Genomic DNA, 22133 nt, shown 5'->3' with positions numbered 1-22133 from the left:
CGGTCCGTGAGATCAGGGTCAGGGGTGGGGCGCGGGCGCAGGACGGCGCTCGTCGGGGTCCTGGGGGTGGCACTGGCCGCGGGGGTGCTGACGGTCGCCGACCCGGCGCTGGCCCAGCCCTCGCCGGGCGCCAGCCGCTCGGACGGGCACGGCAAACACGCCGACGACGGGCACCGCCAGGGCGGGGACGGGCCGGACGGGGACGGGCAGGGGCGCGGCAAGCAGGACCGACGCGGGAACCGGCAGCGCGCCGTCCCGGTCAAGGGCCCGGTGCTGTCCGCCGGGGACGCCGGCGACAGCCACCCGCCGACCGGCAACGGGCTGCGCGGGGCGCTCGGTGCCACCGTCCAGGACAAGTCGCTGGGCACCCTGAACTTCGCGGTCGCCGACGCCGCCACCGGCGAGTTGTTGTTCGGCGCGCAGGAGAACACCCCGGCCACGCCCGCCTCCACCACCAAGCTGGCCACCGCGGTCGCCGCCCTGGCGCTGCTGCCGGCCGGCCACCGGATCGCCACCACCGTGGTGCAGGGCGCCACCCCCGGCGAGATCACCCTGGTCGGCGGCGGCGACCCCACCCTGACGGCGCTGCCCATCGACCAGATCCGGATCGGCGGCGCCCCGGTGGACGCGGACAGCGCGCCCGCCTCGATCGCCGAGCTGGGCCGCCGCACCGCCGCCGCGCTGAAGGCGGCCGGCACCACGAGCGTCAAGCTGTCCTACGACACCTCGCTGTACAGCGGCCCGCTGCTGCACAAGGACCACGACGCGATGAACATCGCCGCGGTCACCCCGCTGATGGTCGACGAGGGCCGGATCGACCCGCGCTCGCCCGACGAGGCCCCGGCCCGGGTGTTCGACCCGGCCGGGCAGGCCGCCGAGACCTTCGCGAACCTCCTGAAGGCCGAAGGCGTCACCGTCCAGAACAAGGCCGGCCAGGCCACCGCCCCCGCCGGGGCCAAGGAGCTGGCCCGGGTGGAGTCGCCGGAGATCGGACGGCTGGTGGAGCGGATGCTCACCGCCTCCGACAACCAGCTCGCCGAGGCCATCGCCCGGCAGGCCGCGCTCGCCGCCAAGCAGCCCGCCGGCTTCGAGGGCGCCGCGAGCGCCGTCACCGCCGAGCTCGGCAAGCTCGGGGTGCCGCTGACCGGCGCGCTGATCACCGACGGCAGCGGCCTGGCCAAGGCCAACCTGATCCCGCCGCTCACCCTGGTGAAGCTGCTCGCCGAGGCCGCCTCCCCGCAGCACCCGGAGCTGCGCCCGGTGATCACCGGCCTGCCGGTCGCGGGCTTCACCGGCACCCTGGCCGGCCGGTTCGGCGCCAAGTCCGGGGCCGGCGAGGCGGCCGGCGTCGTGCGCGCCAAGACCGGCACCCTGCAGGGCGTCAACACGCTGGCCGGCACCGTGGTCGACGCCGACGGCCGGGTGCTGGCGTTCGCGCTGATGACCCGCACCGGCGCCGACCCGACCGCGGCCCGCGCCGCGGTCGACCGGATCGTCGCGAAGATCGCCGCCTGCGGTTGCTGACCCGGGCCGGGTGACGCGCCGTCGGCCCGCTGACCCGGCGTCAGCGGGCCGACCGGGGCGGATCGGCCGACCCGGTTGTCTCCCCCGGGCGGGGGCGAGCACGTACCGTGAGGGCATGACGAGCGCGAACAGCGGTGCGGAGATGGTCGACTGGGATCTCGCGGTGGCGACCGCCGTGCGCCTGGCCCGGCCCGGGCCCCGGGTCGGCCGGGAGGAGGCCCGCGCGGTGGTCTCCGAACTGCGCCGGCACGCCGTCGAGGCCGAGCGGCACGTGCGCGAGTTCACCCGGATGGGGCTGGGCGAGGGCACCCCCGGCACCCCGGTGCTGGTGGTCGACCGGCCCGGCTGGGTGCGGGCCAACGTGGCGGGCTTCCGCACCGTGGTCCGCCCGCTGACCGACCGGCTGGCCGCCCGCCGCCAGGAGAGCCCGGGCACCGCTGCGGTCGGTTCAGTGGGCGCCAAGGCCACCGGCGTGGAGGTCGGCGCGGTGCTGGCGTTCCTGTCGGCGAAGGTGCTCGGCCAGTACGAGACCTTCGCTCCGGCCGGGCTGCCCACCGCTCCCGACAGCCCCGAGGGCCTGTTCGACCAGCCGCGCCGGGGCCTGGCGACGCCACCCGGGCGGCTGCTGCTGGTGGCGCCGAACATCGTCCACGTGGAGCGCGAACTCGACGTCGCCCCGCACGACTTCCGGCTCTGGGTGTGCCTGCACGAGGAGACCCACCGCACCCAGTTCACCGCGGTGCCCTGGCTGCGCGACCACATCCAGTCCGAGGTGCAGGAGTTCCTGGCCCAGACCGACGTCGACCCCTCGGCCCTGCTGGACCGGCTGCGCGAGGCGCTCGGCGGCCTGCCGGGCTTCGGCGGCCGCGGCAACGGCTCCACCGCGGGCAGCCTCACCGACCTGGTGCAGACGCCCGCGCAGCGGGAGATCCTGGCCCGGCTGACCGCGGTGATGTCGCTGCTGGAGGGCCACGCCGACGTGGTGATGGACGGCGTAGGCCCGGCCGTGGTGCCCTCGGTGACGGAGATCCGGGAGAAGTTCCAGCGCCGCCGCGACCGCGGCAGTGGCCGGCTCGACCTGGTGCTGCGCCGGCTGCTCGGCATGGACGCCAAGCTGCGCCAGTACCAGGACGGCGCGGTGTTCGTCCGCGGCGTGGTGGAGCGGTCCGGGATGGACGGCTTCAACCGGGTGTGGACCTCGCCGAACACGCTGCCCACCAAGGACGAGATCCACGACCCGGCGTCCTGGGTGGCCCGGGTGGTCGGCTGAGCCGCCCGCCCGGGACCCTCGGGCGGGCGTCAGGTGCGGCCCGCGGTGGACGGTCAACCGGGCGAGTCGTACACCTGGCGGCAGACGTAACGTTTCTCCATTCACCCGTACGTGGGACCGTGGATCCGCCGTTGGCGCGGGGGGCGTGGGCGGTGGCCGGATTCTGCGACCATCTGTGAGCGCCTGGTGACAGAGAGCTGACAGGCGGCCGACGTAACCCCCCTCCGCCAAGGAGTGCCAACCATGGGCCCACACCCCGCTGTCGCGGCGATACGCCTCGCCGTCCGCCGTACCCTCGCCGAGCTCGCCGCCGAGGCGGGCGTCAGTCCGAGCGAGCCGGTGCGCGCCCCCCGCACCGCGCCGCCGGCGCAGGCCGCCCCGCTGCCCGCGCTGGCCACCACCGCGACGGTGCCCGGCACGCTGATCGGCAATGCCCGCCGCCACCCCTCCGGCCTGCCCCGCACCCCGGCCGCCCCCGGTTCCCCGCTGGTGCTGGTCGCGGTCTCCGGCGGCGCCGACTCGATGGCCCTGGCCACCGCCACCGCCTTCGAGGCCCCCAAGCTCGGCCTGCGGGTCGGCGCCGTCACCGTCGATCACGGCCTGCAGGACGGCTCCGCGGAACGCGCCGAACAGGTCGCCGTCCGGCTGCGCGAGCTGGGTCTGGACCCGGTGGAGGCGGTCGCGGTCCATGTCGGCCGCGAGGGCGGCCCGGAGAACGCCGCCCGGGAGGCCCGTTACGCCGCGCTGGACTCCGCCGCCGAACGCCACGGCGCGCTCGCCGTGCTGCTCGGCCACACCCGCGACGACCAGGCCGAGACGGTGCTGCTGGGCCTGGCCCGAGGCTCCGGTGCCCGTTCGCTGGCCGGGATGCCCGCGCAGAAGGGCCGCTACCGCCGCCCACTGCTGGAGCTCGACCGGGCCGCCACCCGGCAGGCGTGCACCGCGCAGTCCATCCCCGTCTGGGACGACCCGCACAACGCCGACCCGGCCTACACCCGCTCCCGGGTCCGCCACGAGGTGCTGCCGGTGCTGGAGAAGCACCTCGGCGGCGGCGTGGTGGAGGCACTGGCCCGCACCGCCCGGCTGTTCCGCGACGACGCGGACGCGCTGGACCAGTGGGCGGCCCTCGCCGAGCAGGACCTGCGGGGCCCCGACGGTGCCCTCGACGTGGGCAAGCTCTCCGAACTGCCCCCCGCGGTGCGCCGCCGGGTACTGCGTCGCGCCGCCCTGCGCGCGGGCTGCCCGGCCGGCGACCTGTTCGCCCGCCACCTGGAAACCGTGGACTCGCTGGTCACCGGCTGGCGCGGCCAGGGCCCCCTGCACCTACCCGGGGGCGTCGAAGCCGTGCGCCGGTGTGGCACGCTGGTGTTTCGGCGGCAGGGCGACTGAGCACGAACCAGTCGTACCGCCGCCGCCGAACCCAGACCCCGAACGTTTGAGGACGTATCCCCGGTGGACCAGAACGACATGGGCGCAGACCTCGCGAAGGTGCTCATCAGCAAGGACGAGATCGACGCCAAGCTGGTGGAGCTGGCCGCGCGGATCGACCAGGACTACGCCGGGAAGGACCTTCTGCTGGTCGGCGTCCTCAAGGGCGCCGTCATGGTGATGGCGGACCTGGCCCGGGCCCTGCACAGCCAGGTGACCATGGACTGGATGGCCGTCTCCTCCTACGGCATGGGTACCAAGTCCTCGGGCGTGGTGCGCATCCTGAAGGACCTGGACACCGACATCGCCGGCCGCGACGTGCTGATCGTCGAGGACATCATCGACTCCGGCCTGACGCTGTCCTGGCTGCTCGGCAACCTCGGTTCGCGCGGCCCGGCCTCGCTGAAGGTGTGCACCCTGCTGCGCAAGCCGGACGCCGCCAAGGTGGAGATCGACGTCGAGTACGTCGGCTTCGACATCCCCAACGAGTTCGTGGTCGGCTACGGCCTGGACTACGCGGAGAAGCTGCGCAACCTGCCGTTCATCGGCACCCTGGCCCCGCACGTCTACGGGGGCTGAACCGATCGGACGACCGGTGGGAACAGTGCCCTGTTCCCACCCGTTGTGCGGGGGTAGGAAAATAGGTCGCACCGTGGTGTGATCCCGTCGTGAGCGGGGCCCGCTGCGGTACGGTCCAATCAACAGCTCGTCTGACGAGCACATATCGGATGCGCCGCGGCCCACGGCCGACCAGCGCCCGTTGAATGGCAGGAGGGACGGGGCGGTGACGCCCCGCATGGATGGACGTCAAGCGATACTTCCGTGCGCCGATCATGTGGGTCGTGCTGGCCGCCCTCGCCGTGTTCGCGTTGATGGAGCTCGTCTCGGACTCGAGCGGCTACAAGACTGCGGACACCGGTCAGATCATCAGCGCGATCGACAGCAACCAGGTGAAGTCGGCGCAGCTCACCACCGGTGACTCGAACCTCATCAAGATCCAGCTCCAGGACAACCAGAAGCTGAAGCCGGGCGCCAACGGCAAGTCGCCGTCCGGCAGCCGCTTCCAGGCCTCCTACACCGGCGACGTTCAGGCCGCCGACCTGGCCAGGAACCTCCAGACCAAGTACGCCGGCGGGCAGATCCCGGACGGTTACACGGTCAGCCCCGAGAAGCAGTCGACCTTCGTCAGCCTGCTGTTCTCGATGCTGCCGATCGTGATCATCGTCGTGGTCTTCCTGTTCCTGATGAACCAGATGCAGGGCGGCGGCTCCCGGGTCATGCAGTTCGGCAAGTCCAAGGCCAAGCTGCTCACCAAGGACACCCCGAAGACCACCTTCGCGGACGTCGCGGGTGCCGACGAGGCCGTCGAGGAGCTCCACGAGATCAAGGAGTTCCTGCAGGAGCCGGCCAAGTTCCAGGCGGTCGGCGCGAAGATCCCCAAGGGCGTGCTGCTGTACGGCCCGCCCGGTACCGGCAAGACCCTGCTGGCGCGCGCCGTCGCGGGCGAGGCGGGTGTCCCGTTCTACTCGATCTCCGGCTCGGACTTCGTCGAGATGTTCGTCGGTGTCGGCGCCAGCCGGGTCCGCGACCTGTTCGAGCAGGCCAAGGCCAACGCCCCGGCGATCATCTTCGTCGACGAGATCGACGCCGTCGGCCGGCACCGCGGTGCGGGTCTCGGCGGCGGTCACGACGAGCGCGAGCAGACCCTCAACCAGCTGCTGGTCGAGATGGACGGCTTCGACGTCAAGGGCGGCGTCATCCTGATCGCCGCCACCAACCGCCCCGACATCCTGGACCCGGCGCTGCTGCGCCCCGGCCGCTTCGACCGGCAGATCGCCGTCGACCGCCCGGACCTCCAGGGCCGGCTGGACATCCTCAAGGTGCACCAGAAGGGCAAGCCGATCGCGCCGGACGTCGACCTGTCGGCCGTCGCCAAGCGCACCCCCGGCTTCACCGGTGCCGACCTGTCGAACGTGCTGAACGAGGCCGCGCTGCTCACCGCCCGCTCGGACCTCAAGCTGATCGACAACAACGTGCTGGACGAGGCGATCGACCGCGTCGTGGCCGGTCCGCAGAAGCGCTCGCGGATCATGTCCGACAAGGAGAAGAAGATCACCGCGTACCACGAGGGCGGTCACGCCCTGGTCGCGGCGGCCTGCAACTACTCCGACCCGGTGCACAAGATCACCATCCTGTCCCGGGGCCGCGCGCTCGGCTACACCATGGTGCTGCCGGACGAGGACAAGTACTCGACCACCCGCAACGAGATGCTCGACCAGCTCGCCTACATGCTGGGCGGCCGGGCGGCGGAGGAACTGGTCTTCCACGACCCGACCACCGGCGCCTCGAACGACATCGAGAAGGCCACCGCCACCGCGCGGGCCATGGTCACCCAGTACGGCATGAGCGAGCGCCTGGGTGCGATCAAGTTCGGCTCCTCCGACTCCGAGCCCTTCCTGGGCCGTGAGATGGCCCACCAGCGCGACTACTCCGAGGAGATCGCCGGGCTGGTGGACGAGGAGGTCAAGAAGCTGATCGAGACCGCGCACAACGAGGCCTGGGAGATCCTGGTCGAGAACCGCGACGTGCTCGACAACCTGGTCCTCGAACTGCTGGAGAAGGAGACGCTGAACAAGGAGCAGATCGCCGAGGTCTTCGCTCCGGTCATCAAGCGTCCCCCGCGCCCGGCGTGGACCGGCTCGGCCCGCCGCACCCCGTCCACCCGGCCGCCGGTGCAGTCGCCGAAGGAGCTGTCGCTGAGCAACGGCGCCGTCTCCGGCAACGACAGCCCGGTCGACACCGTGAAGCTGCCGCCGGCCGACGGCGGCCAGGTCGAGAGCTGACCGACCGAGCACCTGTTCGGAATGGATGCCGCGTTTCCGGGGTTTGTACCCTGGAGGCGCGGCATTCGTGCTGCACGGAAACTGTTTCCCCCTTTGACGAGCAGCGAGGCACGCACGCATGATCGATCCGGTGACGCTCGACGGTGAGTTCCCCGTCGGCGAGTTCGACCAGAAGCGGGCCGAGAACGCGGTTCGCGAACTGCTCATCGCCGTCGGTGAGGACCCGGACCGCGAGGGCCTGCTGGAGACCCCGGCCCGGGTCGCGCGCGCATACCGGGAGATATTCGCGGGCCTGTGGCAGCAGCCGGAGGACGTGCTCACCACCACCTTCGACCTCGGTCACGACGAGATGGTGCTGGTCAAGGACATCGAGGTGTACTCCACCTGCGAGCACCACCTGGTCCCGTTCCGCGGTGTCGCGCACGTCGGCTACATCCCCGCGGTGAGCGGCAAGATCACCGGCCTGTCCAAGCTGGCCCGGCTGGTCGACGTGTTCGCCCGCCGCCCCCAGGTGCAGGAGCGGCTCACCAGCCAGGTCGCGGACGCGCTGATGCGCATCCTGGAGCCGCGCGGCGCCATCGTGGTGATCGAGTGCGAGCACATGTGCATGTCGATGCGCGGCATCCGCAAGCCCGGCGCCACCACCGTCACCTCGGCGGTGCGCGGGCAGCTGCGCGACTCCGCCACCCGCGCCGAGGCGATGAGCCTCATCATCGGGCGATAACGGACGGCGAGGGGTGCCCCCGTCAGGGCCGCGGTTCGCGGTCCTGCGGGGGTGCGAGGTGGTCGCTGAGCCACTCCAGGGTGGCCGGCAGTTCGCGGCGCCAGGTGTCGAAGGTGTGGCCGCCGTCCGGCAGCAGCAGTGAGTCGATCAGGAACTCCGGGTGGTCGCCGGCCGCCTGTTTCGCGGCGCTGAGGAACTTCTCGGTCGCCGGGTAGTCGTCCTCGGCGTGGGTCGAGACCACCAGCAGGGTCGCGGCCGGGGCGGGCAGGTTCTTCAGCCGCCAGTTCAGGTCGGCCTGCTTGGCCGCCTCCGCGTCGCCGCCGAACAGGTCGCCGTCGGTCCAGCGGTCGTTCGGCACGGTGTAGTCCGGGTGCATCCCGGCCGCGTTCCGGTACACGTCGGGGTGGCGCATCGCCAGCCGCAGCGCGCAGGATCCGCCGGTGGAGTAGCCGAACACGCCCCAGGACTCCGCCGTGCGGCCCACCCGGTAGGCGGAGCGCAGCGCGGCCGGCACGTCCTTGACGAACCAGGTCTCGGTCTTCGGCCCGCCAGCGACGTCCACGCACTCGGTGTCCCGCGGCGGGGCGACGGTGGGGCGGGCCATCACGATCACGGTGGGGGCCATCTGGCCGGTGCGCTGCAGTTCGGCGGCGGTCTGCGGCAGCTGGAGGTTCTCGACCAGGTGCAGCGTCGGGCCGGGGTAGCCGGCCAGCGCGACCAGCACCGGGAAGTGCTGGCGGTTGTAGCGGGGGTTGAAGTACTCGGGTGGCAGATAGACGAACATCTGATCGGACAGGCCGGACTCGGTGCCGGTCAGTTTCACCGAGTCGACCCGGCCGACCTGTTCGGGCGGTCCGGCCGGCAGTACGTCCTTGACCGTCTCCAGCCCGCCGTCGGTGGTCGGCTGCACCAGCTTGTCGGTCTCCGGGGCTGCGCCGGGGGTGCGCCCGGAGTTCAGCGCCAACGGGGCGGCCTTTCCGGGGTTCAGCAGGTCGTCCCAGGAGGTGTAGAAGCCGTACGCGTTGTTCACGGACAGCAGCAGCACCGACAGCGCCGCCGCTTGAGTGACGGTCAACAGGCCCAGTCGCCCCAGTACCGGCAGCGGTCGCTGCCGGGAGAGCCGCGGCCACAGCCAGAGGGTGGCCGCCAGGGCCGCCGCGCCCACCACGATCAGCACGTACATCAGTGTCCGACTGGTCAGCTCCATGCCTTCCGGCCCTCCTCGACTCCCGCTCGGTCAACATTGTTTGACGGTCCGTCGGGTGCGAGTGGGGGTAGTCTGACCGAGCGTCGGAAACCAGTACGACCGGATGACTGCACGAACGGGAACCGTCGCCCTAGAATGCGGCGTCCACGTGTTGGAATCGCGCCGAACCGCCGTGCCGGCGGCCACAGGTGCGGCATCGGTGGTACCCGCCGCGTCCCCCGGTCCGATGAGTGCAGCCGTTCGAACCGGGCCCCCGGGCGGGACCCTTCATCCGTCCGGTGGCCCCCTCTTGACGTGCGGATTGCCAGAAAAAGGAACAGTCATGAAGGTTCATCACAACCCGGCTCCCGGGGTGCGCGAGCAGCACCCGGGTGCCTCTAGGCTGGGTTCCCATGAGCGCTCCCGTGTCTGCTGAGACCACGTCCGACCAGCCCCGCCGGCGGGGACTGCAGACGCTCCGGTCCCAGGCATCCGCCGTACCGAGGCAATGGCTGCCGGGCGCGGTCGGATACGCCTGTCTGGCGATCGGCCTGATCAACATCACCTCGGCGGTCTTCCCCAGGTTCCGGGCCACCCGGGTGCACACCTGGGCCGGCCAGCTGCCCGGCGGCACCACCACGCTCGCCGCCGCCGGCACCCTGATGGTCGGCATGCTGCTGGTGCTGCTCGCGCACGCGCTGCGCCGCCGCAAGCGGCGCGCCTGGCGCGCCGTGTGCGTGCTGCTGCCGATCGGCGCCGCGCTCCACATGCTGCGCTGGCACCAGTTCGTCCAGGCCGTGATCTCGCTGGCGCTGTTCGTGGTGATGCTGATCCACCAGCGCGAGTTCTACGCCAAGGCCGACCCGCGTACCCGCTGGCGCGCGGTGCTCAACTTCGTCGTGCTCGGCGTCGTCTCGGTGCTGATCGGTCTGGCCATCGTCTCCGTCCGGTGGAAGTACGAGATCGGCGACCCGTCGCTGTACCAGCGGCTGGAGCACGTCGGCTACGGCCTGTTCGGCTTCGAGGGCCCGATCCACTACACCAGCGACCGGATCAGCGACCTGGTCGGCTACTCGCTCGGCGCGCTCGGCCTGGTCACCGCGCTCACCACCGCGTACCTGGCGCTGCGCCCCGAGAAGCCCGAACCCGAGCTCACCCCCGAGGACGAGCTCAAGCTCCGCGACCTGCTCGCCCGGCACGGCAAGCGCGACTCGCTCGGCTACTTCGCGCTGCGCCGCGACAAGAGCGTGCTGTTCTCGCCCACCGGCAAGGCCGCGATCTCCTACCGGGTGGTCTCCGGCGTGATGCTCGCCTCCGGCGACCCGGTCGGCGACGTCGAGGCCTGGCCCGGCGCGATCAAGGTCTTCATGGCCACTGCCCGCGAACACGCCTGGGTGCCCGCCGTCTGCGGCTGCTCCGAGGTCGGCGGCGAGGTCTGGACCCGCGAGGCCGACCTGGACGCGCTCGAACTCGGCGACGAGGCCATCGTCGACACCTCCACCTTCTCGCTCTCCGGCCGCGCCATGCGCAACGTCCGCCAGATGGTCAAGCGGATCGAACGCAACGGCTACTCCTGCAAGGTCCGCCGGGTCGGCGACCTCACCCTGGAGGAGAAGCGGCAGATCGCCGACGCGGCGGCCCGCTGGCGCGGCACCGACACCGAACGCGGCTTCTCCATGGCGCTCGGCCGCTTCGGCGACCCGAGCGACGACGAGTGCGTGGTCGTCACGGCGCACAAGGCCCCCGAGGACGGTTCCGGCGGCGAGGACCTGAAGGCGGTGCTGCACTTCGTCCCGTGGGGTGCGGACGGCATCTCGCTGGAACTGATGCGCCGCGACCGGGAGGCCGACCCCGGCCTCAACGAGCTGCTGATCGTCGCCGCCCTGCAGGAGGTCGGCGCGATGGGCATCCGGCGGGTCTCGCTGAACTTCGCGATGTTCCGCTCGGCGCTGGCCCGCGGCGAGCGGATCGGCGCCGGGCCGGTGCTGCGGGCCTGGCGCGGACTGCTGGTGTTCCTGTCGCGCTGGTTCCAGATCGAGTCGCTGTACAAGTTCAACGCGAAGTTCCAGCCCACCTGGGAGCCCCGCTTCCTGGTCTACAAGCAGACCCGTGACCTGCCGCGGATCGGGTTCGCCGTGATGCAGGCGGAGGCGTTCATCACGCTGGGCATGCCGCGATTCGGGCGCAAGCGCCAGCGGCAGGGGCTCATGCCGGAGGCTCCGGCTCAGCTGGGCCAGGCGGCGTAGGGAGAGAACAACCAGGGCGCGGGGAGACTCGCGCGAGCGGTTGGGTGCGAAAACAGGGGCGCGGGGAACTGCGCGACAAGCGCTCACCACGTCCGCAAGGTCGCGAGCAAGTGCAGGTCATTGTCCTGCGTCGCGATCTTGCGGGTGGGTGCCTTCCGCTTCGCGCAGTTCCCCGCGCCCCTGGGTTCGCACCCGCTGCCGTTTCCCTGCCCCTGGGTTCGTGCCCGCTGCCCCGCCCCTGGGTTCGCGCCCGCCTGCCCGTACCCCGAGCGTCGATAATGGGTCGTATGAGCGAAAACCTCCCTGGCCTGCCCGTCCTTGACCGTTGTGCGGTGATGGGGGTGGTGAACGTCACGCCGGATTCGTTCTCGGACGGGGGGATGTGGCTGGATCCGGCGAAGGCGATCGCGCATGGGCTGGAGCTGGTGGCGCAGGGGGCGGACCTGGTGGATGTGGGTGGGGAGTCGACCCGGCCGGGGGCGTTGCGGGTGACGGAGGCGGAGGAGCTGCGCCGGGTGGTGCCGGTGGTGACCGAGCTGGCCCGGGCGGGGGTGGTGGTCTCGGTGGACACCATGCGGGCGGGTGTGGCGCGGGCCGCGGTGGAGGCGGGCGCGAAGATCGTCAACGACGTGTCCGGAGGACTCGCGGATGCGGAGATGGCCCGGGTGGTCGCCGAGACCGGCGCGCCGTTCGTGGTGATGCACTGGCGCGGGCAGTCGGCGGACATGTACGCGCAGGCGGTGTACGACGACGTGGTCGCGGACGTGGTGCGGGAGCTGTCGGACCGGGTGGAGGATCTGCTCGCGGCGGGGGTGAAGGAGGATCAGCTGATCCTGGACCCGGGCCTGGGGTTCGCCAAGACGAGTGAGCACAACTGGGCGCTGCTGGGCCGGCTGGACGCGCTGACGGCGCTCGGGCGGCCGGTGCTGGTCGCGGCTTCGCGCAAGCGCTTCCTGGGTACGCTGCTCGCCAACCCGGAAACCGGGGAGCTGCGCCCGGCGCGGCAGCGGGACGACGCCACGGCGGCGGTCTCGGTGCTGTCGGCGAAGGCGGGTGCCTGGGCGGTGCGGGTGCATGACGTGTCCGGCACGGCTGACGCCGTACGAGTCGTCGCGGCCTGGGAGCAGGCGGAGCAGAGGGGGTAGGCGTGGCGGAGGCAGTGAGCGGCAACGATCGGGCGGCGGCGCTGGAACCGGACGAGGAAGCCGTGCTGGCGGCCAATCAGGCGCTGTACGAGGCCCTGGAGAACGGGGACCTGGAGGCCGTCGAGTCGATCTGGCTGGGCCCGGGCGAGGCGGACGACAAGGGCGGGGTGTTCTGTGTGCACCCGGGCTGGCCGGCGCTGGTGGGCCGGGCCCAGGTGACGCGTTCGTACATGCTGATCATGGCGAACACCGAGTACATCCAGTTCTTCCTGACGGATGTGGAGGTGGACGTGCAGGGCGATGTGGCACTGGTCACCTGCACGGAGAACATCCTGTCCGGCGGGGAGCCCGAGGAGGAGGGCGAGCTGGGGCCGCTGGTCGGCGGGAAGGTCGTCTCGACGAACCTGTTCCGGCGTACCGCGGGCGGCTGGAAGCTGTGGTCGCACCACGGTTCGCCGGTGCTGACCAGTGGCGACGACGAGGACGACGAAGAGGAATGAGAGCCGTCCGTCAAGGGCCGCGGTGGCCGGTCCGATCGGGTGGGCGGCCGGGGAGGCGGTCCGGGGCGGTCGGCACTCGAAGGTAGATTCGAGGGGCGGCGGGCGACGGTGCCCGCCGGTCCCCGCTTCGGCGGGGCCGTCAGCTGGGAGCAGTGATTCTTGTGCTGGACCGCGTCACCCTGCGTGGGCTCCGTGCCCGCGGCCACCACGGCGTGTTCGAACGGGAGCGGATCGAGGGCCAGACCTTCGTCGTCGATCTGACGCTGTTCCTGGACACCCGTCCGGCGGCCGAGAGTGACGATCTGACCCGCACCGCGCACTACGGCGTGATCGCGGAGGAGGTCACCGCGATCATCGCGGGCGACCCGGTCGACCTGATCGAGACGCTGGCCCAGCGGATCGCCGACCAGTGCCTGCGGCACGAGGTGGTCGAGGAGGTCGAGGTCGTCGTGCACAAGCCCGATGCCCCGATCACCGTCCCGTTCGACGACGTCACCATCACGATCCGCCGGGGCCGCGCCTGATGGCGCCCGGTGGAGCCCGAGTGGAGGGAACTCCCATGGCCACCACAGACCCGACCGCCACGCCGACCACGTTCGACCTGCAGGGCAAGGTGGACCGCGTGGAGTCCACCCTGCACGAGTCGCGGACCGCCGCGGTCGCGCTCGGCAGCAACCTGGGCAACCGCCTGGAGACCCTGCAGGGCGCGGTCGACGCGCTGGAGGACACTCCCGGCGTGCGGGTGACCGCGGTGTCCGCGGTGTACGAGACGGACGCCGTCGGCGGGCCCGCCGACCAGCCCGCCTACTTCAACGCCGTCGCGGTGCTGCGCACCTCGCTGCCGCCGCGGGACCTGCTGGAGCGGGCCAACGCCGTGGAGGACGCCTTCGGACGGGTACGCACCGTCCGCTGGGGGGCCCGCACCCTGGACGTCGACATCCTCACCTACGAGGGCGTGGTCAGCGACGACCCGCAGCTGACCCTGCCGCACCCGCGGGCCCACGAGCGGGCGTTCGTGCTGGCGCCCTGGCAGGACGCCGACCCGAAGGCCGAGGTGCCCGGGCACGGGCCGGTCGCGGAGCTGCTGGCGGGCCTCGGCGGGGCCGAGGGCCAGGGCGTGCGGCTGCGCTCCGACCTGCAGCTGCGACTGCCGGAGTGAGTGGTCCGGGAACTTCCGGCGGGGTGCGGGCGTAGCTCCCTGCGGGTGCGGCCCGGCCGGTACGGTGGGCTGGTCGCCGTGACCCGCCGGACCCCCGGGCCGTGAAGGCCGGGTCGAACCACTGGGAAGGAAGCCCGTCCGCGTGAAGCCGCTCCGTCTCCGCCTGCTGCTCGGCATCGTCGCCATCACGGGGCTGCTGTCCTGGGGCGGCGCCCGGCTGTGGGACTCGCTGGGCACGCTGCCCGGGGTGCCCGCGTACGCGCCGTTCGTGCTGGCGGCGATCGCCATGGTGCTGCTGGCCGTGGCGATCTCGCTGCGGTCCCGGCTGAAGGCGATCCGGGAGCGGCAGCCGGACGCGAAGCGGGTCGATCCGCTGCACGCGGCGCGGGCGCTGGTGCTGGGGCAGGCCAGCGCGCTGGTGTCGGCGGTGGTGACCGGGGTGTACGCGGGCGTCGGGGTGTTCCTGCTCGGCTCGCTGGAAGTCCCCGCCCGGCGGGCGCAGGCCGGGACGGCGCTGTTCTCGGTGCTGGCCGGTGCGGCGGTGATCGCGGTGGCGCTGTGGCTGCAGCACATCTGCAAGCTCCCCGAGGACCACGACGACCCGGACCACCCGCGCGGCACGGCCGCGTCCTCGCGCTGAACTTCGCGCCGGATCCGGTCGCGCTGCGTGGTGGGACGTACGCGTCCCGTGTTTCTGTCGGCGTGTCAAGGGCGGAATGGGGGCCGAGGCTGACAGCGCCTCGACTCGCACGCTAGTTTCTAGCCATGTCTCGCGGACGCCACCGTCATTCCTCCGTTCTGAGCCGGTCGCTGCCACCGGTCGCCTCCGGTGTGCTCGTGGTCGCGGCGGTGGCCGCGCTGGTGGCCAGTCCGGATCAGATCGTGGCCCGTTCGGTCGGGGTCGCCGCGGTGGTCGCGGTGGTCGGCCTGGCGCTGGTGCTGCGGCAGCGCGACCGGGCCGCCCGGGCCGCCGCCGAGGTGGCCATGGTGCGCCGGCTGCGCGCCGAGGAGAGCTACGAGGAGCAGATCGCCGAGGCCGAGTACGCGGCCGAGGTCGCCGAGGAGCGGGCCACCCGCTTCGGGCGGCGGCTGACCGCGGAGAAGTCCCGGCTGGCGAAGGCGGAGACCGAGATCGCCCGGCTGCTGCGCGAGCGTGCCGTGCTGGTCGCCGAGCAGGCGCTGAAGGAGGCCGAGGCGGCCCGCCGGGCGCTGGAGGCGACCCGTCCCAAGCACCCGGCCACCCCGGCCGCGTTCGTCCGCGCGCAGGCCGCGCTGCGGCACCTGGAGCGGCAGGCGGCGGCGGCCGAGGCGCGTCGCGTGGTCGACGAGCGGGCCCAGGTCGAGTTGCGGCCGCGGATGCCGGAGCCGGTGCCGGCCACCGGTTCGGCGGCGCTGCGCCCGGTCGGCCCGGCGCTGCCCGCGGCGCGCCCGCAGGACGGCGAGCAGACGGCCCCGGTGGCCCCGCAGCGGCCGCGGGCGGCGGCGTTCAGCTTCTTCGGCCGGCCGGGCACCGCCCGGGCCGCGCTGCGGGCGGCCGCGCCGGCCCCGGCGGTCGGTGACCTGGCGGACGTGGTGGGCGACGAGGCGGTGGCCGACAGCGAGCGCTACGCGGTGCTGGACGCCGCTCCGGTGGACGCCGGGCAGCCCGCGCACCGCGCGGTGGAGCAGTCGCCGAGCCATCAGCACGCGGAGTCCGACACCGAGCCCGGCGAGGTGGTCGATCTGACCGCGCACGACGAGACCGAGGTGCTGGACCTGCCGGAGCTGCGGGCCGGCCGCTCCTGAGGACGCGAGAGGGCCCCCGCTCCGGACGGAGCGGGGGCCCTTTTCACGTGCTGCGGGGAGCTCAGACGTTGACGCCGAAGTCCTGGGCGATGCCGGCCAGGCCGGAGGCGTAGCCCTGGCCGATGGCGCGGAACTTCCACTCGGCGCCGTTGCGGTAGAGCTCGCCGAAGACCATGGCGGTCTCGGTGGCGGCGTCCTCCGACAGGTCGTAGCGGGCGATCTCGGCGCCGCCGGCCTGGTTGAGCACCCGGATGTAGGCGTTGCGGACCTGGCCGAAGCTCTGGCCGCGGTTGTTGCCGTCGTAGATCGACACCGGGAAGGCGATCCGGGTGACGTCGGCGGGCAGCGCGGCCAGGTTGACGTTGATGGCCTCGTCGTCGCCGGCGCCCTCGCCGGTGCGGTTGTCGCCGGTGTGGACGACGGTGCTGTCCGGGGTGCTGGTGTTGTTGAAGAAGACGAAGTGGCGGTCGGAGTAGACCCGGCCCTCGCCGTTCAGCACGATCGCGCTGGCATCCAGGTCGAACTCGGTGCCGGTGGTGGTGCGCACGTCCCAGCCGAGGCCGACGGTGACCGCGGTCAGGCCGGGGGCCTCCTTGGTCAGCGAGACGTTGCCACCCTTGGAGAGGCTCACGGGCATGGTCTGTGGTGTCCCTTCGGTCGGTTTTGCCCTGAGAACGCGGGATGAGCGGCCATTGGTTCCGCTGCTTGGTGGACGGACGGATTTCTCCCCCGATCGGCCGCCCGACGTTGGCTCAGATTCTCCGGTACCGGCCCTGCACGGTCCAGATGTTCGGATTGTCGGCCAGGTCCTCGTGCAGCTCGGTCAGGTCGGCCAGCACGTCCTGCAGGAAGTCCCGGGACTCCCGGCGCAGTTCGGCGTGCCGGACCACCAGCGGCTCGTCCTCGGGGCGCCAGGTGGCGGTGATCTCCACCCAGCCGAACCGGCGGGCGAAGCGCAGCAGTTCGGTGTTCTGGGTGAAGTCCAGGTCCTCGGTGCGCACCCGGGCCTCCCGGCTGCCGCGCGGGTCCTCGTCCAGGCGCTCGACGATGTCGCACAGCGCCCAGGCGAAGTCCAGCACCGGCACCCAGCCCCAGCGGGTTTCCACGCCGGCGCCGTCGTCGGTCTCCAGGTAGACGTCCCCGGCGAACAGGTCGTGCCGCAGCGCGCGGACGGGCGCGGTGCGGTAGTCGGTCTGCGGGGGGTCGGGGAAGCGGTTGGACAGGGAGTAGCCGAGCTCGATCACGCCCGCCATTGTGCCGGGTTAACCAGGTGACGGCCGCCGGGCCCGGGCGGGATGATGGCGGCATGACTGAGCCCGTGCGCGTACGGGGTTCGGTGGTCGTCCCCGACGCCGAGCTCGTCTGGCGCTTCTCCCGTTCCTCCGGCCCCGGCGGCCAGCACGTCAACACCTCGGACAGCAAGGTCGAGCTGCGCTGGGACTTGGCGGCCTCCGAGGCGCTGCCGCCGGTGTGGAAGGACCGCGCCCTGGAGCGGCTGGCCTCCCGGCTGGTCGACGGGGTGCTGGTGGTGCGCGCCTCCGAGCACCGCTCGCAGTGGCGCAACCGCGAGGTCGCGGCCGCCCGGCTGGCCTCGCTGCTCGGTGAGGCCACCGCGCCGCCGCCGAAGGCCCGGCGGGCCACCAGGCCGAGCCGGGGCATGGTGGAGCGGCGGCTGGAGAACAAGCGGCACCGGGCCACGCTGAAGCAGGGGCGCGGCCGGATCAAGCCGGAGTGACGGCCGGTCAGCCCAGGTGGCGGTAGCCGGCCCGGAAGTACACCAGCGGCTTCGCGGCCGGGGCGGGCACCCGCGCGGCCAGCACGCGGCCGAGCACCAGGGTGTGGTCGCCTGCCGGGATGCGCCGCTCGGTGCGGCACTCGACGGTGGCGAGCGCGCCGTCGATCAGCGGGGCGCCGGAGTGCGGGCCGCGCTGCCAGGCGGCGTCGGCGAACAGCAGGCGGTCGCTGAGCCGGCCCTTCATGGCGAACCGGGAGGCCAGCGTGCGGTGCTCCTCGCCGAGCAGCGACACCGCCCAGGTCTCGGCCCGGGTGAGCAGGTCGTCCATCCGGGAGTCCTCGCGCACCGAGATCAGCACCAGCGGCGGCTCCAGCGACACCGACAGGAACGAGGTGGCGGTCATGCCGGCGTCCTCGTCCTCCTCGGGGTCGTGCACGGTCACCAGCGAGACGCCGGCCGCCAGTTGGCCGAGGGCGGCGCGGAACTCCTCGGGAGTGGCGCCGGCCTCCGCGACCGGGGCGGGAGCGGAGGGGGAGGTGGGGGACTGCGGGGAGCTGTACACGTACCGCACGGTAGTCGCCGGGCGCGCGTGCCGGTATCGGGCCCTGGTCGTAGGCCGGGTCGGTCGCTGGGCCGAGCGCGCGGGCGGCGCGCCGCTGGAAGTCGCCTGCCGGGCGTCCTGTCGTTCCCTGCCGTTTCCGAATACGATCATCACTTCATCATTATGTGATTTGAGTCACACTGACAGCCTATTGCTGACCGAGCGTGCCTATCGGAGTGCTCGCTGTGATTCAGTTCTTCTGGCAATCGGACGACAACCTTTCAAGACCATCCGAAGCAGCCGGGGAGCCCCCGCATGGAAGCCGAGTCGGAGCCCTACGTCCGCCTCGCGACCCTCCGCACCTTGCACCGGGTCGTGGCGGACCTCAACGCTGCCCGGAGCCTGGCGGGAACCCTGCAGGCGGTCGTCGAGGGAGCGGTCCACGGGCTCGGATTCGACGCCGCAGCGGTCAGCCTGGTGCGGCCCGACGGCGACCTGGTGGTCGCCGCCGTCTGGGAGATCGAGGAGAGCACCTTCGGCGGCCCCGCCGTCCTGCTCGGCCAGGTCGGCTCGCGCGAGTCCTGGGACCGGATGCTCCAGGTCGCCGACCACTGGGGCACCCTGCGCTTCATCCCGCACGACCGCGGCTGGGCCATCGGCACCGACATCCCCACCTGGACCGGCGACGGCCCGATGCCCGTCTACGACAACGACTGGCACCCCGCCGACGTGCTGCTCGCCCCCATGTACAGCGCCGGCGGCGACCTGCTCGGCATCCTCTCGGTGGACCGCCCGCGCAGCGGCAAACGCCCCGGCGCCTGGACCCGCGAAGCGCTGGAGATGTTCTCCCTCCAGGCCTCCATAGCCATCGGCAACGCCCGGCTGCGGGCCGAGATGCAGCGCGCCCTGGCCCGGCTGGAGAAGGAGCAGCAGGCCCTGCGGGCCAGTGAGGAATCCTTCCGGCAGGCCTTCGAGTACGCCCCCAGCGGCATGGCCATCACCGAACTCCACGGCGACGGCACCGGCCAGCTCACCCGCGTCAACGACGCCCTGTGCCGCCTGCTCGGCCGCCCCCGGGCCACCCTGCGCCAGCAGCGTTTCGTCGACCTGGTCCACCCCGACGACCTGGAGCTGCTGCTGCGCACCAGCGCCGAGGGCGGCCGGGCCGAGCTGCGGCTGTCCCGCCGTGACGGCGGCTACCAGTGGGTGTGCCTGCGCAACTCGGTGGTCGCCGACGCCACCGAGGGGCCCAGCTTCCTGCTCACCCACGTCGAGGACATCGAGGAGCGCAAGCGGCACGAGCTGCAGCTCGCCCACCGGGCCAGCCACGACGCCCTCACCGGCCTGCCCAACGGCGCCGAACTGCGGGCCCGGCTGGCCCGCCGGCTCTGTTCCCGCCCCCCGCTGCCCGCCCCCGGCCCGCACGGGCAGGCGCTGCCGCCCGGCCACGCCGTCCAGGACGGCCCGCAGGTGCCCGTCGGCCCCGTCACCCTCGCGCACGGCTACGCGCCCCCCGACAGTGCCCTGGGCCGCGACCGGGAGGCCTTCGCGTCCGGCGAGGTGTTCGGCGAGGACGGCGCCCCCGCGCACCATGCGCACGCCGTCGTCCCCGCCGATCCGCCGGCCGGCGAACTCTGGCACGGTCACCGCCGCCCCGGCCCCGACAAGGGGCTCGCCGTCCTCTACTGCGACCTCGACGGCTTCAAACTGGTCAACGACCGCTACGGGCACAACGCCGGCGACGCCGTGCTGATCGAGATCGCCCGCCGGCTCCTGCAGGTCGTCCGGGAGGGCGACACGGTGGCCCGGATGAGCGGCGACGAGTTCGTGGTGCTGGCCGACGGCATCGGCCGCGAGGAGGCCAAGGAGCTCGCCGGGCGGCTGCGCAGCGCCATCCTGCCGCCGATGCGGATCGACAACCGGGCCGTGCGGGTCGGCGTCAGCCTGGGCATCGGCTGGGCCGGCTGCGGCATGAGCATCGACGAGGTCCTGCACTCCGCGGACGAGCGGATGTACGACGAGAAGCGCACCCGCGGCAGCGCGGCCCGCGGCTCGCGCGGCGAGCGCTCGCACCGCCGGGCGGGCTGAACCGCTTACGCCGCCGTCAAGGACGGCAGGTAGGGTGCCCTGGGTACGAGAGCATCCAGTCCTGGGGAGTTGACCGTGACGACGGCCGGCAGCAACGACGGCGCGGACGAGGACGACCCGTTCGCGTACCTCTACCGCCCCGCCGAGGGCGAGCAGCCCGCGCCCGAGCGGCCCCGGACCGGCTACAGCCGCCCGATGGAGGTCGGCCGCGCCAACTACGGCGAACGCCCCGTCCACCCGCAGGCCCCGCCGCCCGGCGGCCCGGGCCACCCGCAGGCCGCGCCCGGGCAGGAGACCGCCGCGCTGCCGCACCAGTCCCGGTACGCCGAGCGCTCCCGGCCCCGGCCCGGCGAGGACCGGCCGGCCGGGCGCGGCAAGGCCGCCGTGATCGGCGCCGTCGCGGTGGTCGCCGCGATCGCCATCGGCGCGGGCGTCGCGCTGTCCACCGGCGACCCGGACGGCGGCAAGAACCAGGCCGCCGGCACCACGCACAGCCCCTCCGCCCCGGCCGGGCCCAGCTCGTCGGCGCCGTCCAGCCCCGCGCCCAGCCCGAGTGCCGCGAACGAGCCGCTCGGCGACGCCTCCAAGCTGCAGGCGCAGGGTGCGAGCACCGACTCCGCCGTCAAGGGCGCCGTCTCCGCGGACGGCAAGTACCTGACGCTGCAGGGCGGTTCGTCGTTCACCTGGACGGTCAACTGGGACACCGCCGGGCGGACCAAGGTCTGGCTGCACTTCAACAACACCGGCGCCGACCAGCCCGCGCAGGTCCTGGTGAACGGCAAGGAGCACCAGGGCGGCGTGACCTTCAAGAACTACTCGAAGAGCCAGGGCCAGGACCCGAACCAGTCCTGGTACAGCACCAACATATGGCCGGACCTGCAGGCCGGTGCCAACACCATCACCGTCACCCTGCCGGCCGGCGCGGGCACCGTGCTGCTCGACCAGGTCGCGGTGACGCCGATGTCGGTCAACACCTACCCCACCAAGTGATCACCGCGACGGGGGCGCCGGGAGAGCTTCCCCGGCGCCCCCGTCGGCGTGTCAGCGGCCGGTGACCACCCGGGCCAGCTGCTCGACGGTGCGGGCCATCGCGTCGCGGGCGGCGGTGAGGTACCTGCGCGGGTCGGTGGCGTTGGGGTGGGCCGCCAGGTGGTCGCGGACGGCGGAGGTCAAGGCCAGGTTGAGCGCCGTACCGATGTTGATCTTCACCATGCCGGCCGCGACCGCCGCCGTGAGCTGCTCGTCGGGGACGCCGGAGCTGCCGTGCAGGACCAGCGGGACGGGGACGGCGGCGGTCAGTTCGCGGATCAGGGCGAGGTCGAGGTCGGCGGTGCGCGAGGTCATCGCGTGCGAGGAGCCGACGGCGACGGCCAGCGCGTCCACGGCGGTGTCGGCGACGTAGCGGGCGGCCTCCGCCGGGTCGGTGCGGGCGCCGGGAGCGTGCGCGGACAGCGGCGGTTCGCCGTCCTTGCCGCCGACCCTGCCGAGTTCGGCCTCCAGATGCAGGCCGTGGCGGTGCGCCCAGGCGGCGGCCTCGGCGGTGGCCTTGACGTTCTCGTCGTGCGGCAGCGCGGAGGCGTCGAACATCGCCGAGGAGAACCCGGCGGCGGGGGCCGCGCGCAGCAGGTCGAGATCCTCGCAGTGGTCGAGGTGCAGAGAGACGGGCACGCGGGCGGCGGCGGCGATCTCCGCGCAGGCCCGGGCGATCGGCAGCAGGCGGCCGCCGCGGTAGGCGATCGCGTTCTGGCTGAGCTGGAGCACGACGGGCGTGCCGGCGGCTTCGGCGCCGGCGGCGATCGCCTCGGCGTGCTCCAAGGTGATCACGTTGAAGGCGGGCAGTCCGCGCCGGTCGGCGGCGGCGGAGGCGAGCAGGTCGGAGGTAGCGGCGAGCGGCAAGGGGGTCTCCCGGGTGGGGTGAGCAACGAGGCGCAGGTTTCCGCTGCTCACCCTCCGTGCGGA

General features: G+C 72.9%; 21 protein-coding genes. 16 read left to right on the top strand and 5 right to left on the bottom strand.

Annotation, left to right across the window (positions count from 1 at the left end):
- Positions 1-66: 66 nt before the first annotated feature.
- From dacB to folE, 6 genes are all read left to right on the top strand, one after another.
- On the top strand, positions 67-1524 hold the full coding sequence (dacB, locus tag ACFV18_RS30775) for a D-alanyl-D-alanine carboxypeptidase/D-alanyl-D-alanine-endopeptidase (RefSeq protein ID WP_380488577.1): 1458 nt from the start codon (positions 67-69) through the stop codon (positions 1522-1524).
- 115 nt (positions 1525-1639) lie between these two features.
- Entirely contained in the window at positions 1640-2794 is a 1155-nt protein-coding gene (locus ACFV18_RS30770; protein ID WP_380488576.1) for a zinc-dependent metalloprotease, read from the top strand.
- A gap of 243 nt (positions 2795-3037) precedes the next feature.
- Positions 3038-4183 (top strand): tRNA lysidine(34) synthetase TilS, encoded by a 1146-nt coding sequence (gene tilS, locus ACFV18_RS30765; RefSeq protein ID WP_380488575.1) that lies wholly within the window; start codon positions 3038-3040, stop codon positions 4181-4183.
- A 63-nt stretch (positions 4184-4246) separates the two neighbouring features.
- Positions 4247-4801 (top strand): hypoxanthine phosphoribosyltransferase, encoded by a 555-nt coding sequence (gene hpt / locus ACFV18_RS30760; protein ID WP_035864922.1) that lies wholly within the window; start codon positions 4247-4249, stop codon positions 4799-4801.
- Positions 4802-5022: 221 nt separating this feature from the next.
- The gene (gene ftsH / locus ACFV18_RS30755; protein ID WP_380488573.1) at positions 5023-7065 is read left to right on the top strand and encodes an ATP-dependent zinc metalloprotease FtsH; all 2043 of its coding nucleotides are present in this window, start codon (positions 5023-5025) and stop codon (positions 7063-7065) included.
- Positions 7066-7183: 118 nt separating this feature from the next.
- A complete protein-coding gene (gene folE, locus ACFV18_RS30750; RefSeq protein ID WP_380488571.1) occupies positions 7184-7789 on the top strand; it encodes a GTP cyclohydrolase I FolE in 606 nt (201 codons plus the stop codon).
- Positions 7790-7811: 22 nt separating this feature from the next.
- Here the strand turns inward: folE and ACFV18_RS30745 are convergent, their stop codons facing one another.
- Positions 7812-8996 (bottom strand): alpha/beta hydrolase, encoded by a 1185-nt coding sequence (locus ACFV18_RS30745; protein ID WP_380488570.1) that lies wholly within the window; start codon positions 8994-8996, stop codon positions 7812-7814.
- Between the two features lie 392 nt (positions 8997-9388).
- Between ACFV18_RS30745 and ACFV18_RS30740 the strand changes: the two genes are divergently transcribed.
- The 7 genes from ACFV18_RS30740 (at position 9389) to ACFV18_RS30710 (ending at position 15810) form a co-directional block, all read left to right on the top strand.
- On the top strand, positions 9389-11221 hold the full coding sequence (locus ACFV18_RS30740) for a phosphatidylglycerol lysyltransferase domain-containing protein (RefSeq protein WP_380488568.1): 1833 nt from the start codon (positions 9389-9391) through the stop codon (positions 11219-11221).
- Positions 11222-11499: 278 nt separating this feature from the next.
- On the top strand, positions 11500-12366 hold the full coding sequence (folP, locus tag ACFV18_RS30735; RefSeq protein ID WP_380488566.1) for a dihydropteroate synthase: 867 nt from the start codon (positions 11500-11502) through the stop codon (positions 12364-12366).
- Positions 12367-12368: 2 nt separating this feature from the next.
- Positions 12369-12866 carry a nuclear transport factor 2 family protein gene (locus ACFV18_RS30730; RefSeq protein ID WP_380488565.1) on the top strand — a complete coding sequence of 166 codons (498 nt, stop codon included), beginning with the start codon at positions 12369-12371 and terminating at the stop codon, positions 12864-12866.
- A 164-nt stretch (positions 12867-13030) separates the two neighbouring features.
- Positions 13031-13390 carry a dihydroneopterin aldolase gene (folB, locus tag ACFV18_RS30725; RefSeq protein WP_380488585.1) on the top strand — a complete coding sequence of 120 codons (360 nt, stop codon included), beginning with the start codon at positions 13031-13033 and terminating at the stop codon, positions 13388-13390.
- Between the two features lie 35 nt (positions 13391-13425).
- Positions 13426-14025, top strand: a complete 600-nt coding sequence (gene folK / locus ACFV18_RS30720) for a 2-amino-4-hydroxy-6-hydroxymethyldihydropteridine diphosphokinase (RefSeq protein ID WP_380488563.1) — start codon at positions 13426-13428, stop codon at positions 14023-14025.
- Between the two features lie 142 nt (positions 14026-14167).
- Entirely contained in the window at positions 14168-14665 is a 498-nt protein-coding gene (locus ACFV18_RS30715) for a DUF3180 domain-containing protein (protein WP_380488561.1), read from the top strand.
- A 125-nt stretch (positions 14666-14790) separates the two neighbouring features.
- Complete coding sequence (locus ACFV18_RS30710) at positions 14791-15810, top strand: hypothetical protein (RefSeq protein ID WP_380488560.1); 1020 nt, start codon at positions 14791-14793, stop codon at positions 15808-15810.
- A 61-nt stretch (positions 15811-15871) separates the two neighbouring features.
- Here the strand turns inward: ACFV18_RS30710 and ACFV18_RS30705 are convergent, their stop codons facing one another.
- Both ACFV18_RS30705 and ACFV18_RS30700 read right to left on the bottom strand, forming a co-directional pair.
- Positions 15872-16447, bottom strand: a complete 576-nt coding sequence (locus tag ACFV18_RS30705) for a TerD family protein (RefSeq protein ID WP_380488558.1) — start codon at positions 16445-16447, stop codon at positions 15872-15874.
- Positions 16448-16562: 115 nt separating this feature from the next.
- On the bottom strand, positions 16563-17054 hold the full coding sequence (locus tag ACFV18_RS30700) for a hypothetical protein (protein ID WP_380488557.1): 492 nt from the start codon (positions 17052-17054) through the stop codon (positions 16563-16565).
- Between the two features lie 62 nt (positions 17055-17116).
- Between ACFV18_RS30700 and arfB the strand changes: the two genes are divergently transcribed.
- Complete coding sequence (gene arfB / locus ACFV18_RS30695; RefSeq protein WP_380488555.1) at positions 17117-17545, top strand: alternative ribosome rescue aminoacyl-tRNA hydrolase ArfB; 429 nt, start codon at positions 17117-17119, stop codon at positions 17543-17545.
- 7 nt (positions 17546-17552) lie between these two features.
- Here arfB and ACFV18_RS30690 read toward each other — a convergent pair whose 3' ends face one another.
- Complete coding sequence (locus tag ACFV18_RS30690; RefSeq protein WP_380488554.1) at positions 17553-18107, bottom strand: flavin reductase family protein; 555 nt, start codon at positions 18105-18107, stop codon at positions 17553-17555.
- A gap of 294 nt (positions 18108-18401) precedes the next feature.
- Between ACFV18_RS30690 and ACFV18_RS30685 the strand changes: the two genes are divergently transcribed.
- On the top strand, positions 18402-20174 hold the full coding sequence (locus ACFV18_RS30685) for a diguanylate cyclase domain-containing protein (protein ID WP_380488553.1): 1773 nt from the start codon (positions 18402-18404) through the stop codon (positions 20172-20174).
- Positions 20175-20249: 75 nt separating this feature from the next.
- The gene (locus ACFV18_RS30680) at positions 20250-21164 is read left to right on the top strand and encodes a hypothetical protein (protein ID WP_380488551.1); all 915 of its coding nucleotides are present in this window, start codon (positions 20250-20252) and stop codon (positions 21162-21164) included.
- Positions 21165-21215: 51 nt separating this feature from the next.
- Here the strand turns inward: ACFV18_RS30680 and ACFV18_RS30675 are convergent, their stop codons facing one another.
- Positions 21216-22070: a ketose-bisphosphate aldolase gene (locus ACFV18_RS30675; protein WP_380488550.1), complete on the bottom strand. Its 855-nt coding sequence runs from the start codon at positions 22068-22070 to the stop codon at positions 21216-21218.
- Positions 22071-22133 lie beyond the last annotated feature (63 nt).

This window comes from Kitasatospora sp. NPDC059673 (genome assembly GCF_042734215.1).
Taxonomy (GTDB): Bacteria; Actinomycetota; Actinomycetes; order Streptomycetales; family Streptomycetaceae; genus Kitasatospora.
This window is presented reverse-complemented; position numbering and strand designations above follow the sequence as displayed.